Source organism: Micromonospora maritima, from assembly GCF_902825405.1.
Lineage (GTDB): Bacteria > Actinomycetota > Actinomycetes > Mycobacteriales > Micromonosporaceae > Micromonospora > Micromonospora maritima.
In genome coordinates this window covers 17,468-30,291 of the sequence record NZ_CADEAU010000015.1, presented here as the reverse complement: position 1 = coordinate 30,291, position 12,824 = coordinate 17,468, and the positions used below count along the sequence as shown (strand labels likewise).

At 70.9% G+C, this 12,824-nt stretch carries 10 protein-coding genes and 1 pseudogene; 2 read left to right on the top strand and 9 right to left on the bottom strand.

Features of this window, described 5'->3' with window-relative positions; translation table 11 throughout:
• Nucleotides 1-170: 170 nt before the first annotated feature.
• Nucleotides 171-713 carry a phospholipase gene (locus HUW36_RS03830; protein ID WP_174526819.1) on the bottom strand — a complete coding sequence of 181 codons (543 nt, stop codon included), beginning with the start codon at nucleotides 711-713 and terminating at the stop codon, nucleotides 171-173.
• Between the two features lie 176 nt (nucleotides 714-889).
• Nucleotides 890-2,551 (bottom strand): glycoside hydrolase family 10-like protein, encoded by a 1,662-nt coding sequence (locus HUW36_RS03825; RefSeq protein WP_174526818.1) that lies wholly within the window; start codon nucleotides 2,549-2,551, stop codon nucleotides 890-892.
• Nucleotides 2,552-2,827: 276 nt separating this feature from the next.
• On the opposite strand from HUW36_RS03825, the gene HUW36_RS03820 reads away from it, so the two are divergent.
• Nucleotides 2,828-4,321: an amino acid permease gene (locus tag HUW36_RS03820; RefSeq protein ID WP_174526817.1), complete on the top strand. Its 1,494-nt coding sequence runs from the start codon at nucleotides 2,828-2,830 to the stop codon at nucleotides 4,319-4,321.
• 96 nt (nucleotides 4,322-4,417) lie between these two features.
• Here HUW36_RS03820 and HUW36_RS03815 read toward each other — a convergent pair whose 3' ends face one another.
• The 5 genes from HUW36_RS03815 to arfA are packed head-to-tail and all read right to left on the bottom strand — an operon-like array spanning nucleotide 4,418 to nucleotide 10,112.
• Nucleotides 4,418-5,431 carry a glycoside hydrolase family 43 protein gene (locus HUW36_RS03815; protein ID WP_174526816.1) on the bottom strand — a complete coding sequence of 338 codons (1,014 nt, stop codon included), beginning with the start codon at nucleotides 5,429-5,431 and terminating at the stop codon, nucleotides 4,418-4,420.
• Nucleotides 5,428-6,252, bottom strand: a complete 825-nt coding sequence (locus HUW36_RS03810; protein WP_174526815.1) for a carbohydrate ABC transporter permease — start codon at nucleotides 6,250-6,252, stop codon at nucleotides 5,428-5,430. The genes HUW36_RS03815 and HUW36_RS03810 overlap by 4 nt, the downstream gene beginning before the upstream one ends.
• Nucleotides 6,253-6,262: 10 nt before the next feature.
• The gene (locus HUW36_RS03805; RefSeq protein ID WP_174526814.1) at nucleotides 6,263-7,225 is read right to left on the bottom strand and encodes a carbohydrate ABC transporter permease; all 963 of its coding nucleotides are present in this window, start codon (nucleotides 7,223-7,225) and stop codon (nucleotides 6,263-6,265) included.
• Between the two features lie 6 nt (nucleotides 7,226-7,231).
• Complete coding sequence (locus HUW36_RS03800) at nucleotides 7,232-8,563, bottom strand: ABC transporter substrate-binding protein (RefSeq protein ID WP_174526813.1); 1,332 nt, start codon at nucleotides 8,561-8,563, stop codon at nucleotides 7,232-7,234.
• 37 nt (nucleotides 8,564-8,600) lie between these two features.
• Entirely contained in the window at nucleotides 8,601-10,112 is a 1,512-nt protein-coding gene (gene arfA, locus HUW36_RS03795) for an arabinosylfuranosidase ArfA (protein WP_174526812.1), read from the bottom strand.
• A gap of 150 nt (nucleotides 10,113-10,262) precedes the next feature.
• On the opposite strand from arfA, the gene HUW36_RS03790 reads away from it, so the two are divergent.
• The gene (locus HUW36_RS03790) at nucleotides 10,263-11,261 is read left to right on the top strand and encodes a LacI family DNA-binding transcriptional regulator (RefSeq protein ID WP_174526811.1); all 999 of its coding nucleotides are present in this window, start codon (nucleotides 10,263-10,265) and stop codon (nucleotides 11,259-11,261) included.
• Between the two features lie 55 nt (nucleotides 11,262-11,316).
• On the opposite strand, the gene HUW36_RS03785 is transcribed toward HUW36_RS03790, so the two are convergent.
• Nucleotides 11,317-12,042 carry a methyltransferase domain-containing protein gene (locus tag HUW36_RS03785; protein ID WP_174526810.1) on the bottom strand — a complete coding sequence of 242 codons (726 nt, stop codon included), beginning with the start codon at nucleotides 12,040-12,042 and terminating at the stop codon, nucleotides 11,317-11,319.
• 524 nt (nucleotides 12,043-12,566) lie between these two features.
• Nucleotides 12,567-12,818, bottom strand: a pseudogene (locus HUW36_RS03780) (hypothetical protein); the annotation flags it as partial.
• Nucleotides 12,819-12,824: the final 6 nt, after the last annotated feature.

Genomic DNA, 12,824 nt, shown 5'->3' with positions numbered 1-12,824 from the left:
CGCCGGCGCCGGCCTGCGGTTGGACGAGGCGGCCGCGCTGGCGCTGCACGTCGAGCACCCCGACCTGGGGGCGGACTCGACCCGCTTCGGGGCGTCCACCGCCGGTTCCCGGCCGGCCGCCGAACCGCGCAGCACGACGGGCTGACCGGTTCGGCGGTCGGTCCGCCGGATCAGCCGCGGACGGCGGCGCGGCGCTCGGCGTCGGCCTTCATCCGCGCGGCGCGGTCGAGGTCGGCCTGCTGCACCGCGGCGACCGAGCCGAAGATGCTGACCGCCTGGTAGTAGGTCCAGGCCAGGCTGTAGCAGGCCGGTCGGACCACCGTGTTGTAGGTGGCGCAGACCCGCTTCAGGTCCGCGTAGAACGCACTGTCGAGGCGGGACTTGTTGGCCGGGAAGATGCCCATGGCCTTGTGGTTGCGGTAGCCGAAGTCGTGCCGGTAGCAGGACAGGTTGAAGGTGAAGCCGAGCGGGTTGTCCGGGCTGGACGAGCAGTAGTCGGTGGACCAGTCGAAGCCGTACTCGGTCCAGGGGGCCTTGTTCAGCCGGGCGCTGTTCCAGGCGTTGTAGCTGGAGGCGCTGGTCTGGGTCCAGGAGGACAGCACCGAGAGCTTCTGCTGGGTGCTCACCGCGGCGGCGGCCGGTGTGGCCAGGCCGAGCAGGGTGAGCAGGGCGAGCGTTCCGGCGGCGAGGGCGGTGGCGAGGCGACGGGACACGGGGACCTCCGCGGGGTGAGCGTCGGGACGGGTGACGACCCGGGATCTCCGGATTTCGACAAGTGTCGATCAGCGGGGTGAACTGGGGCGACGGCCCGGGAAACGGCTCGCTGACATCCGCCCAAACAGACGAATGCCCCCGGGCCGCCGTGGCGGCCCGGGGGCATCCGGTGGGGTCAGCGCACGAAGCGCGGCAGGCTCGCCGGGCTCTCGTTCGCCAGCCGGTCCAGCGCGGTCACGTAGTAGGTGTAGCGGGCGCCGTCGGTCGCGGTGGTGTCCACCCAGGACTGCACCGCGCCGTCGGTCGCCCGGACGGTGCCGACCAGGTGCGAGGCGTCGGCGAAGTCGCAGCGACCGGCCCGGCCGAGGCCGTCGAACCGGTAGATCGCGTACGACGTGGCGGTGCCGAGTGGGCCCTTGCCGTCGGCCGGCTGCCGCCAGCTCAGCCGTACCCCGTCCGCCTCCCGCTGGGCCTTGGTGACCACGGGGAACAGCAGCGGCTTGTGCGGCAGGTGCGTCATGGTGGGCACCAGCGCCGGTCGGGAGTAGTGCTCGGCGGCGTAGATGTCGGTGGCGCCGAGCCGGTTCGCCCGGACCTGCACCGCGGAGAAGTGCACGTTGCCGAGCACCTCGGGGTACGACCGGTTGAGCGTCAGGTGGTTCGACAGCTCCTGCGGGTTCATCCAGAACGACCCGTACGCCGACTCACCGCTCTTGTAGTCGGCCTGGCCGATGTAGAGCTGCACCCTGGTGCCGCGCACCTGCTCGGCCCACCACGGCACCAGCCGGGCGTAGTCGGCCGCCGGGTACTGGCCGATGTACCAGTAGAGCTGCGGCACGATGTAGTCGATCCACTCCTCCTTGACCCACTTGCGGGTGTCGGCGGAGATGATGTCGTAGGACTGCGAGCCGGTGGTGTCCGAGCCGTTCGGGTCGGCCGACGCGTTGCGCCAGATGCCGAACGGGCTGACGCCGAACTTCACCCACGGCTTGGCCGCCTTGATCTTGGCGTTCATCTCCTGCACCAGCAGGTCGATGTTGTCCCGCCGCCAGTCGGCCTTGTCGGTGAAGCCCCGGTTGTACTGCGCGAACGTGGCGTCGTCCGGCACCTGGTAGGTGCCGCTCGGGTACGGGTAGAAGTAGTCGTCGAAGTGCACGCCGTCGACGTCGTACCGCGTGACCGCGTCCATCATCGCGGTCTGGACGAACTCGCGGACCTCGGGGATGCCGGGGTTGTAGTAGAGCCGGCTGCCGGCGACCCCCGCGGGCGGGTAGGCGAAGACCCAGTCGGGGTGCTGCCGGGCCGGGCTGTTCGGCGCCAGCTTGGACAGGTCGGCGCCGGCGCCGCCGGGTGCCGGCATGGAGACCCGGTACGGGTTGAACCAGGCGTGGAACTCCAGGTTCCGCTTGTGTGACTCGGCCACCAGGAAGGCCAGCGGGTCCCAGCCCGGGTCCTGGCCGCGCACCCCGGTCAGGTACTCCGACCAGGGCTCGTACGGCGAGGGCCAGAACGCGTCCGCGGTGGGGCGGACCTGGACCACGACGGCGTTGTGGTTGAGCTTCTGGGCCAGGTCGAGCCAGGCCAGGTATTCGGCCTTCTGCTTGGCGACCTGGTCCGGCGCGGTCCAGGAGTCCTTGCTGGGCCAGTCGATGTTCGTCACCGACGCGATCCACATGGCCCGGAACTGCCGCTTCGGCGTGGCCGGGTTCGTGACGCAGTCGGTGGTGGTCGTGTCGGTGGAGGTGGGCGCCGGCGCGGCCTGCGCCGGGGTGCCGGCGACCAGCGCGCCGAGCAGCGCCGCGGCCAGCGCGGCGGCTCCGAGCCGAGTTGCCTTCATGCGGTGCGGTCCCTTCGTCGGGTCCGGGTGGGACGGCAAGATTCGCCGCGTGACTCATGTCACCGGTAGAAAACTTTCATCAATCCGTACGCCGCGCAAGACCCCCGTGCCGGATCGATGCGCCAGGTCCGCCGGGCGCGGCCCGGTGGACCGCGTCACGTTTCGCATCGTGACCGAACCGACACGTCAGGTACTGGATTGGGCGGGGGAGGGGCTGGGTAGCTTGGCCGGTCACGGACCGCCACCGTGGTGGTCGCACGGTGGGGGAGGTGATCCATGTCAGTCCTGCGGACCAAACCGATCCAGGACGTGCTCGCCCAGGGCGACGCCGACGGCAGCGACGGCAAGCCCGGGCTGCGCCGCCGGCTCGGCTCGGTCGACCTGATGGGCTTCGGCATCGGGATCGTGATCGGTACCGGCATCTTCACGCTGACCGGCATCGAGGCGAAGAACAGCGCGGGCCCGGGTGTGGTCATCTCCTTCGGCATCGCCGGGGTGGTCGCGCTGCTCGCCGCGCTCTGCTACGCCGAGCTGGCCGCCAGCGTGCCGACCGCCGGCAGTGCCTACACCTACGCGTACGCGACCATGGGCGAGATCGTCGCCTGGATCATCGGCTGGGACCTGCTGCTGGAGTTCGCGCTCGGCGCGGCGGTGGTGGCCCGGGGCTGGTCCGGCTACCTCGCCGACCTCGTCGGCCTGCCCAGCGCCTGGTTCGCCGAGGAGGGCAGCATCGTCAACCTCGGCGCGATCGCCATCGTGCTGGTGCTCGGCGTGATCGGCATCGTCGGCATCCGGGAGTCCGCCCGGGTGACAAACCTGCTGGTCCTGGTGAAGGTGGCGATCTGTGCCTTCATCATCATCGCCGGGCTGTTCTTCGTGAAGGCGGCCAACCTCAGCCCGTTCATCCCGTCCAGCGAGCCGGCCGGGGCCGGCGAGGACGGCATCCGGCAGCCGGTCACCCAGGCCATCTTCGGACTGGAACCCTCCGTCTTCGGCTTCGCCGGTGTGCTCACCGCCGCCGCGGTGGTGTTCTTCGCGTACACCGGGTTCGAGGCCGTGGCGAACCTGGGTGAGGAGACCCGCAAGCCCAAGCGGGACCTGCCGCTGGGCCTGCTCGGCACGCTGCTCATCTCCACCGTGCTCTACATCGGCGTCTCGCTCGTCGTCGTCGGCATGGTCAAGTACACCGAGATCGACGAGGGCGCGCCCATCGCGTCCGCGTTCAAGGCGGCCGGTGCCGGATGGGCCGCGGTGCTCGTCTCCATCGCCGCGATCGCCGGCCTGACCAGCGTGATCCTGGTCGACCTGGTGGCCATGGGCCGGATCGGCTTCGCCATCGCCCGGGACGGGCTCATCCCGCCCTCGATCGCCAAGGTGCACCCGCGCTGGGGCACCCCGTACCGGATCTCGGCGATCATGACGGTGGGCGTCGCGCTGCTCGCCGGCTTCCTGCCGCTCTCCGCGCTGGCCGACCTGGTCAGCATCGGCGCGCTCTGCGCGTTCGTGCTGGTCTCGATCGCGGTGCCGATCCTGCGCAAGCGGCGCCCCGACCTGAACCGGCCGTTCAAGGTGCCGTTCTCGCCGGTGCTGCCGATCGTCTCCGCACTGGCCTGCCTCTACCTGATGCTGAACCTGTCGGTGGAGACCTGGCTGCGGTTCCTGGCCTGGATGGTGCTCGGCGGCATCATCTACTTCGGCTACGGGCACCGCAAGAACCGCCTGGCCCGCCGCGAGCACGCCGACACCCCCGAGCCCGCCCCCACCCCCTGAGGCGGGCCCCTGAAAGGAAGGGCCCCTTCTTAACACTCCGGTGTTAAGAAGGGGCCCTTCCTCTACCGGAGGCGTTAAGAGGGGGCCCTTCCTTCCTCAGGGGCGGGGCTGCGCGGACCCGGTGGGGCCCTTGAGCGTCGGCTTGCCGTCGGTCCAGACGATCTCGTCCAGCCACACCTGTCGACCCGGGTCGGTGGTGCCCTCCTGCCCCGGCGGCCAGGCGTGGTAGATCAACCAGGTACGCCCGTCCTTCTCGACCATCGAGGCGTGCCCCGGCCCGGACGCCACGTCGTTGCTGCGCAGGATCGGGTTCTCCGGCGCCTTCACGCACGGCCCGGCCGGCCCCTCGCACACCGCGTAGCCCTCGGCGTAGGTGTCCTTGTCGTACGCGTTGGCGGCGAAGAACAGGAACAGCCTCCCGTCGTGCCGGTGCAGGAACGGCCCCTCGATCAGCGTGCCCTCCCACGGCTCGGTCTGCTTCAGCAGCTTCGCCGCCGGACCGGTCAGCCGCAGCCCGTCCGGGGAGAGGCGCTGCGACCAGAGCCAGGTGTCCACCCCGATCGCGTTGCCGTCGTTCTTCCACAGCAGCCACAGGCTGCCGTCGGTGTCCCGGAACGGGCTGGCGTCGATCGAGCCGCCCAGGTCCGCCTGGCAGACCAGCGGCCCGGCGGAGTCGTCGGCGTACGGGCCGAGCGGCGTGCTCGCCACCGCGCGGCCCAGGCACTGCCGGCCGGAGGCGCGGTCGGCGACCGTGTAGTAGAGGACGAACCGGTCCGGCGCGAGCTGGATCACCTCGGGTGCCCAGGTCTTGCCGGCGTCCGCCCAGTCCGGCAGCTCGGGCAGCGCGTCGCCGGCCGGCGTCCACTCCACCAGGTCGGGTGAGGTGAGCACCGGGACGTTGCGCCCGCCCGCGTTGGTGTGGAACAGGTACCAGGTGTCGCCGACCCGGATCGCCTGCGGGTCGGGGGCATCGGTCGCCACGACCGGGTTGGTGAACACGCGCGCGCCCTCCGGCGTACTCGATGGGGTGGGTCCGCTGTCGCAGCCGGCGACGAGCAGCGCGGCGGCCAGGGCCACCGCGCCGCGTCGCCGGAGTCGCCGGCCGGTCATCCCTTCAGGCCGCTGCGGGAGACGCCCTGGATGACATGACGTTGGGCGAACACGAACAGGATCAGCACCGGCACGCTGGCCAGCATCGCCCCCGCCATGATCACCGGGTAGTCGGTCACGTACGCGCCCTGGAGCAGGCCCAGGCCCGCCGGCAGGGTCAGCCGCTCCGGGCTGAACAGCACGTACACCGGCCAGAGGAAGTCGTTCCAGTTGGTGAGGAACGACAGCACCGCGAGCGTGGCCAGGGCCGGCTTCGACAGCGGCAGCAGCACCTGCCGGAAGATCTGCCACTGGTTCGCCCCGTCCAGCACCGCCGCCTCCTCCAGCTCGGCCGGGATGGAGAGGAAGAACTGGCGCAGGAAGAACACCCCGAACGCGCTGGCCGCGCCGGGCACGATCACCACCGCCAGCGTGTCGATCCAGCTCAGCCGCTCGGCGATGATGAAGTTCGGGATGATCAGCGAGGTCGGCGGCAGGAAGAGCGTGCCGACGATCAGCCCGAACAGCACCTTGCGGCCCCGGAACCGCATCCGGGCCAGCGCGTACGCGGCCATCGACGCGGTGACCAGCACCAGCAGCGTGTGCAGGGTGGCCGCGAGCATGCTGTTGAGGAACCAGCGCAGCACCGGGTTGGCGGTGTTGTTCAGGATCTGGTCGTAGCCGTAGGTGGAGAACGGGTTCGGCAGCCAGCTCGGCGGGACCTGCTGGGCGGCGTCGTACGTCTTCACCGACGTCAGCAGCATCCACACCAGGGGCGTCACGAAGATCGCGGTGATCAGGAGCAGGACGGCGTACCGCAGCACCGGACGCAGTTTCGACATGGTCGGCCCCTCAGTCTTCCCGGTAGCGGAACAGCCGGAAGTTGACGACGCTCACCACGGCCAGCATCAGTGCGAAGAACACGCTCATCGCGGCGGCCCGACCGGCGTCGTAGTCGCGCAGTCCCTCGTCCACGATCCGCCAGACCACGGTCCGGGTCTGCTCGCCCGGTGCGCCCTGGGTGATCAGGAAGGCCTGCCCGAAGACGTTCGCCGAGGCGAGGATCGTGGTGGTGAAGACGAAGAGCATCACCGGGCGCAGGCCGGGGATCGTCACGTTGCGGAACCGGTCCCACCCGCCGGCGCCGTCGACCTTCGCCGCCTCGTACAGCTCGGCCGGGATGTCCTGGAGGCCGGCCAGGTAGATCACCGCGTTGAACCCGCAGGTCCACCACACGGTCACCCCGACCAGGGACACCCAGGCCCACGGCACGTCGGTGACCCAGGGCGTGTCCGCCGGCAGCCCGACCGCGCCGAGCAGCCGGTTGACCAGGCCCAGGTTGGCGTCCAGCAGGAACCGCCAGAGCAGGCCGATCACGGCCACGCCGAGCACGTACGGGGCGAAGAACGCGGCCCGGAAGAACGTGCGGCCGGGGAAGGACCGGTTGAGCAGCAGCGCCAGCCCCAGCGGGATCACCACCAGCAGCGGCACCGAGAACAGCGTGAAGATGCCGGTGGCCCGGACACTCGACCACCAGTCGCCGTAGATGGCCGAGTCGCTGGAGAAGAGGTCCTGGTAGTTGTCCAGCCCGAGGAACGGCCGGTTGGGCAGCTGGAGGTCCCACTGGTGCAGGCTGATCCAGACCCCGAACAGGATCGGCGCCAGTCCGAAGACGCCGAACAGGACCAGGTACGGCGCGAGGAAGAGGTACGGCGTCGCCCGGTTGCCGCGTTGCGTCGCGCCCCGGCCGCGGGTGGGCCCCGCCGGGGGCGGCGCGCCGTCACGCGCCGCCCCGACCTCGATCACGTCCGCCACGACGGATCAGTTCCCGTACTTCTTGCGGTTGTCCTCGAGCTGCTTGTTGGCCTTGGCCACACCGTCGTCGAGCGCCTGCTTCGGCGACTTCTTGTTCAGCGCCGCCTCGTTGAAGGCGTTGTAGAAGGTCAGGATGACCTCGCCGAGACCCGGCGTGGCGGGCGGGAACGCCGCGTACTCCAGCTCCGGGGCGAGCGCGTTGACCTCGGTGAGCGCCTTGAACTCGGCGCTGTCCCGCACCGTCTTGCGGGCCGGCACCTGGCCGCCCTTGGCCCAGTCCAGCGAGTGCTGGCTGAGCCAGTTGATGAAGACCTTGGCGCCGGAGACCTTGTTCTCGTTCGCCGCGCGCTGCTTGACGATGGTGAAGTTGTGCGAGTTCGCCCAGGCGGCCTGCTGGGTGCCGATCTGCGGCAGCGGCGCGACGCCCCACTGCACGTTCGGGCTCTTCTTGAGGTCGTTGATCTGCCAGATGCCGTTCCAGTTGAAGGCGTTCTTGCCGCTCTTGAACGCCAGGTAGTCGGCGTCCTGGCCGACGTTCGCCGGGGAGTGGCCCTGCTTGATCAGGTCGACCAGCCAGGTGCACGCCTCGACCGCCGGGTCGGAGTTGAAGGTCGCCTTGGCCACCTCGTCGTCGAAGAGCTTTCCGCCCCACTGGTGCAGCAGGCTGTAGAACGTCATGCCGCCGGTGAACTGGAACGGGCTGACCCAGAAGCCCTGCACGCCGGACTTCTTCAGCTCGGTCAGCGCGGCGGTGTACTCGTCCTTCGTGGTCGGCGGCTTCTCCGGGTCCAGGCCGGCCTTCTGCATGACCGCCTTGTTGTAGTAGAAGCCCAGCGGGTGCATGTCCAGCGGGATGCCGTACCGCTTGTCGTTGTAGAGGCCGCCCTTCCAGACCGTCGGGGCGAAGTCGCCCTCGCTCAGCTCCAGGGTCTTGGCGACGTCGTCCAGTTCGCTGATCGAGCCGCGGGCGGCGAACGTGGCGAGCTGGTCCATGTGCATGACCGCGATGTCCGGTCCGCTGCCGCTGGAGACCGCACCGGGAAACTTGCTGTAGTAGTCCTGCCACTCGTAGGTGACCACGCTGACCGCGATGTTCTTGTGCTCGCTGTTGAACTGCTGCACCAGGGCCTTGAAGATCTCGCCGTCGCCGCCGGTGAAGCCGTTCCACAGCTTCAGGTCGACCTTCGGGCCGGTGTAGTCCTTGCCGCCGTTGCCGGCCGAGCCGGACGGGCCGGAGCTGCTGCCGCCACCGCATCCGGTCAGCGTCAGCGACGCCGCCGCACCGAGGCCGACGCCGAGGCCGAGCAGGCGCCGCCGGCTCATCTCGTTCTGGATCATGCTTACTCCTTGGGGGACGGGATGAAGTATTGCCTGGTCACGAATGCGGGGCGAACCGCAGCAGGTTCCAGGAGGTGGCGGGCAGCGCCACGGTGCAGCGGCCGCCGTCGAGGGTGGGGGTGGTGAGCTGCCGGGGCGTGACCCGCTCGGGGTCCGCCTCGGTGTTGATGGCGGCGGGGTCGGCCCCGGCCGCGACTGTGGTGTGCGCCTCGGCGCGCAGGCCGGGCAGGCCGCGCAGGTCCACCTCGAGCGGGAGGTCGTCCGGGCCGCGGTTGACCGCGAAGACGGCCAGGCCGCCGGTCTCCTCGTCGTGCACGGCGACGGTGTCCAGCACCGGCACGTCGCCGTACCGGCTGGTCTCGTAGGTGGGGCCGACCGGCTCGGTGCGCAGCACGGTGCCGCGCGCGTACCGGGCGGTGAGGGCGAACGGGTGGAAGATGCTCTGCCGCCAGGCCGGGCCGCCGGTGCGGGTGCGGATCGGGGCGATCACGTTGGCGAGCTGCGCCTGGCAGGCCACGCCCACCCGGTCGGCGTGCCGGAGCAGGGTGATCAGCAGGTCACCCACCACGACCGCGTCGACCGCGGTGAAGTCGTCCTCGATCAGCGCCGGGGCCTCGACCCAGCCGCGCCGGTCCAGGTCGGCCTGGAGGCGTGACTGGTACCAGACGTTCCACTCGTCGAAGGAGATCTTCAGCTTGCGCTTCTGCCGCAGCTTGGCGCCGACGTAGTCGGCGGTGGCGGTCACCTCGGTGATGAAGGCGTCCATGTCGACGGCGGAGGCGAGGATGCTGGCCCGGTCGCCGTCCGAGGGGTCGTAGTAGGTGTGGGCGGAGATGTAGTCGACGTGCTCGTAGGTGTGCTCCAGCACCGTCGCCTCCCACGCCGCGTACGTGGACATCTGCCGGTTGGAGCTGCCGGAGGCGATCAGGCTGATCGACGGGTCGATCATCTTCATGGCGCGGGCGGTCTCGGCGGCCAGTCGGCCGTACTCGTCGGCGGTCTTGTGCCCGACCTGCCACGGGCCGTCCATCTCGTTGCCGAGGCACCACAGCCGCACCCCGTACGGCTGCTCGGCGCCGTGCTTGCGGCGCAGGTCGGACAGCTGCGTGCCGCCCGGGTGGTTGGCGTACTCCAGCAGGTCGCACGCCTCGGCCACGCCGCGGGTGCCCAGGTTGACCGCCATCATCGGCTCGACCCCGGCGTCGGCCGCCCAGGTCATGAACTCGTCGAGGCCGAACGCGTTGGTCTCGACCGTCTTCCAGGCCAGGTCGAGCCGGCGCGGACGGTCGCCCACCGGCCCGACGCCGTCCTCCCACCGGTAGCCGGAGACGAAGTTGCCGCCGGGGTAGCGGACCACCGAGACGCCCATCTCCCGGGTCAGCTCCAGCACGTCGCCCCGGAGACCCCGCGAGTCGGCGCTCGGGTGACCCGGTTCGTAGACCCCGCCGTACACGCAGCGCCCCATGTGCTCGACGAAGGAGCCGAAGAGCCGTCGGTCGGCCGGACCGACCCGGAACGCCGGGTCGACCGTGAGCTGCGCGTTCGGCACGGGTGCCACCTTTCCCTCGGTGCAGTCGCCGGGTGACCGCGGTCACCCGTGTCCCTGGTTTCTACAACGTTGTAAGCAACGCTGTAAAGAGGTCGTTACGTCGTCGTGACGCGGTAGAGTGCGGCCAGCGTTCATCGGGGAGGAAGTTCAGTGCGGCACAGGCTCAAGGACGTGGCGGAGCGGGCCGGCGTGTCGGTGAAGACCGTCTCGAACGTGGTCAACGGCTACCAGCACGTACGCGCCGACACCCGGGCCCGGGTCGAGGAGGCCATCGCCGAACTCCACTACCGGCCCAACCTCTCCGCGCGCAACCTGCGCAAGGGGCGCACCGGCGTGATCGCGCTGGCCGTGCCCGAGCTGGACATCCCCTACTTCGCCGAGCTGGCCCGGCACGTGGTCACCGCCGCCGCCGAACATGGCTGGACGGTGCTGATCGACCAGACCGGTGGCGGTTCCGAGCAGGAACGCAAGGCGGCCAGCGGGATCGGCGACCACATGATCGACGGCCTCATCCTGAGCCCGCTCGCGCTCACCGCAGACGACCTGGCCGCCCTCGACGGACTGCCGATGGTGCTGCTCGGCGAGCGCGTCGACCACGGCCCCGCCGACCACGTCATGGTCGACAACGTGGCCGCCGCCCGGGAGATCACCGCCCACCTCGTCGGCCTCGGCCGCCGCCGGATCGCCGCGATCGGGTCCCAGCGCACCCCCGAGGGCGCCAGCGCCCGGCTGCGCCTGGCCGGCTACGCCGCCGCGCTGGCCGAGGCCGGGATCGCGTACGACGACCGCCTGGTGGCGCCCGCGCCGGCCTGGCACCGCGCCGACGGCGCGGCCGCCATGCGGCACCTGCTCACCTCCGGGGTACGCCCGGACGCGGTCTTCTGCTTCAACGACACGCTCGCCCTCGGCGCGCTGCGCGCCCTGCACGAGGCGGGCCTGCGCGTGCCGGAGGACGTGGCGGTGGCCGGCTTCGACGACATCGAGGACGGGCGCTTCTCGATCCCGACGCTCAGCACCGTCGCCCCGGACAAGGAGCGGATCGCCCGCCTCGCCGTCGAGCTGCTCGCCGGCCGCCTCGGCCCCGACCGCGAGGCCCCGCCCCGCGAACTGGTCGCCCCCCACCGCCTGGCCCTCCGCGAATCCGCCTGACCCGCCTGGCCCCCGCGCCCGACCCCGCGCCGGGGTGGGTCGGGGTGGGGTGAGGTCAGTCGAAGAAGCGGGCCAGGTGGGAGAGGGCTGGGGTCGGGGCGTCGGGGGGTAGCGGGGTGAGGTCGGCGAAGACGGAGGCGCCGTCGCAGCCGACGTGCAGCGGATACCAGCGCGGGGTGCCGGGCGGGCGCTGACCGCAGATGCCCTTGAACGTCTGCACGTCCAGCAGGCGTACGTGGGTCGGGTCGGCGACCGCGTTGACGTGCCGCCACCACGGGCTCATCACGTGCAGCACGCCGCCCGGACGGAGCACCCGGTGACACTCGTCGAACAGAGGCAGAAAGTCGATCAGGTGCTCGACGATGTGCACGGCGAAGAACACGTCCACCGAGTCGTCGCGCAGCGGCAGCGAGCCGGAGAGGTCGGCGACCGCGTTCACCCCCGGCGCCGGATAGATGTCCAGCCCCAGGTTGCCCGGCCACTGCTTGGTCGCCCCGCAGCCCAGGTCGACCACCACCGGCGGCCGGCCGGCGACGCCCACCCGGCACCACACGCCCAGCACCCCGGAGAGTCGGCCGATCAGCTCCCGGACCAGCCGCAGTTGCGCCGGGTCGGCGACCTCGCCGGTCAGGTGGGCCACCCCCCGGTCGAAGCGCACCTCCACCGTCACGCCGCGCAGCCGCTCGTCGTGCCGGGCCATGTCGGCCCACGCCTCGGCGAGGAAGCCGTCGGCCTGTCGCAGCCGCTCACCCGAGAGCGCGGCCTGCCCCATCGCCACCATGTGCCACCTCCGGCGGCGCGTTACCCCCTATTCACCCCGATACACGCCCACCATGCCCTGTCGGCCGAGGCCCGGACGCACCCTGGGCCGTCACCGACCACGCGACGAGCCGTCGGGCCGTCCGGCTCCGGGCGGCGGCTTGCCCGTCCGGGCCTGTCGCGCCCACGAAGGCCCCGGCGCTGTTCCCTCCGGCGGCTCGCTCGTCCGGGCGTGTCGCGCCCACGAAGGCATCCCCCCTGACAACGATATGACTCAGAGTCATAGATATGACCAGGAGTCATATCGCTCCTGGCTGGCGGGTAATCATCCGCCAGCCAGCACGAGCCGTTTCCGCATGCGCACTCCCTCGCCCTCGACGATGACCAAGGAGTTTGTGTCGTGAGCGGCCCGCCCCGCTGACGCAAACTCCTTGATCACCGCCGGGACGGGGGAGCGGCAGGGAGGGGAGGGGGAAGGGGTCAGGTGGGGAGGGGGCGGCGGGGGGTACGGGAGCCGCGCATGCGCTGGCGGGGCTGCGCCGGTGCGGTCTTCGGGCGCTTGAGGTGGTAGCGGTGCAGCTCGGCGTTGCCGGGCAGCGACGGGTCCTCGCTCATCGCGACCAGCTCCCAGCCCTGGTCGCCGGCCCGGTTCAGGTGCGCCAGCGCGGTGTCGCCGTAGGGCGTCACGTCGATCATGGAGCCGTCCGGGCCGTACCAGACGAAGACGATCTCCCAGCCGGTGTCCGTGGTCGCGGCCTGGCGGCGGCGGACCAGCAGCGCGTACTCCCACTTGAGCATGGGGTC

Coding starts and splice junctions, on each gene's coding strand:
- HUW36_RS03825 (WP_174526818.1), bottom strand. CDS start 2,551: ATGAAGGCAACTCGGCTCGGAGCCGCCGCGCTGGCCGCGGCGCTGCTC.
- HUW36_RS03820 (WP_174526817.1), top strand. CDS start 2,828: ATGTCAGTCCTGCGGACCAAACCGATCCAGGACGTGCTCGCCCAGGGC.
- HUW36_RS03815 (WP_174526816.1), bottom strand. CDS start 5,431: ATGACCGGCCGGCGACTCCGGCGACGCGGCGCGGTGGCCCTGGCCGCC.
- HUW36_RS03810 (WP_174526815.1), bottom strand. CDS start 6,252: ATGTCGAAACTGCGTCCGGTGCTGCGGTACGCCGTCCTGCTCCTGATC.
- HUW36_RS03800 (WP_174526813.1), bottom strand. CDS start 8,563: ATGATCCAGAACGAGATGAGCCGGCGGCGCCTGCTCGGCCTCGGCGTC.
- HUW36_RS03785 (WP_174526810.1), bottom strand. CDS start 12,042: ATGGTGGCGATGGGGCAGGCCGCGCTCTCGGGTGAGCGGCTGCGACAG.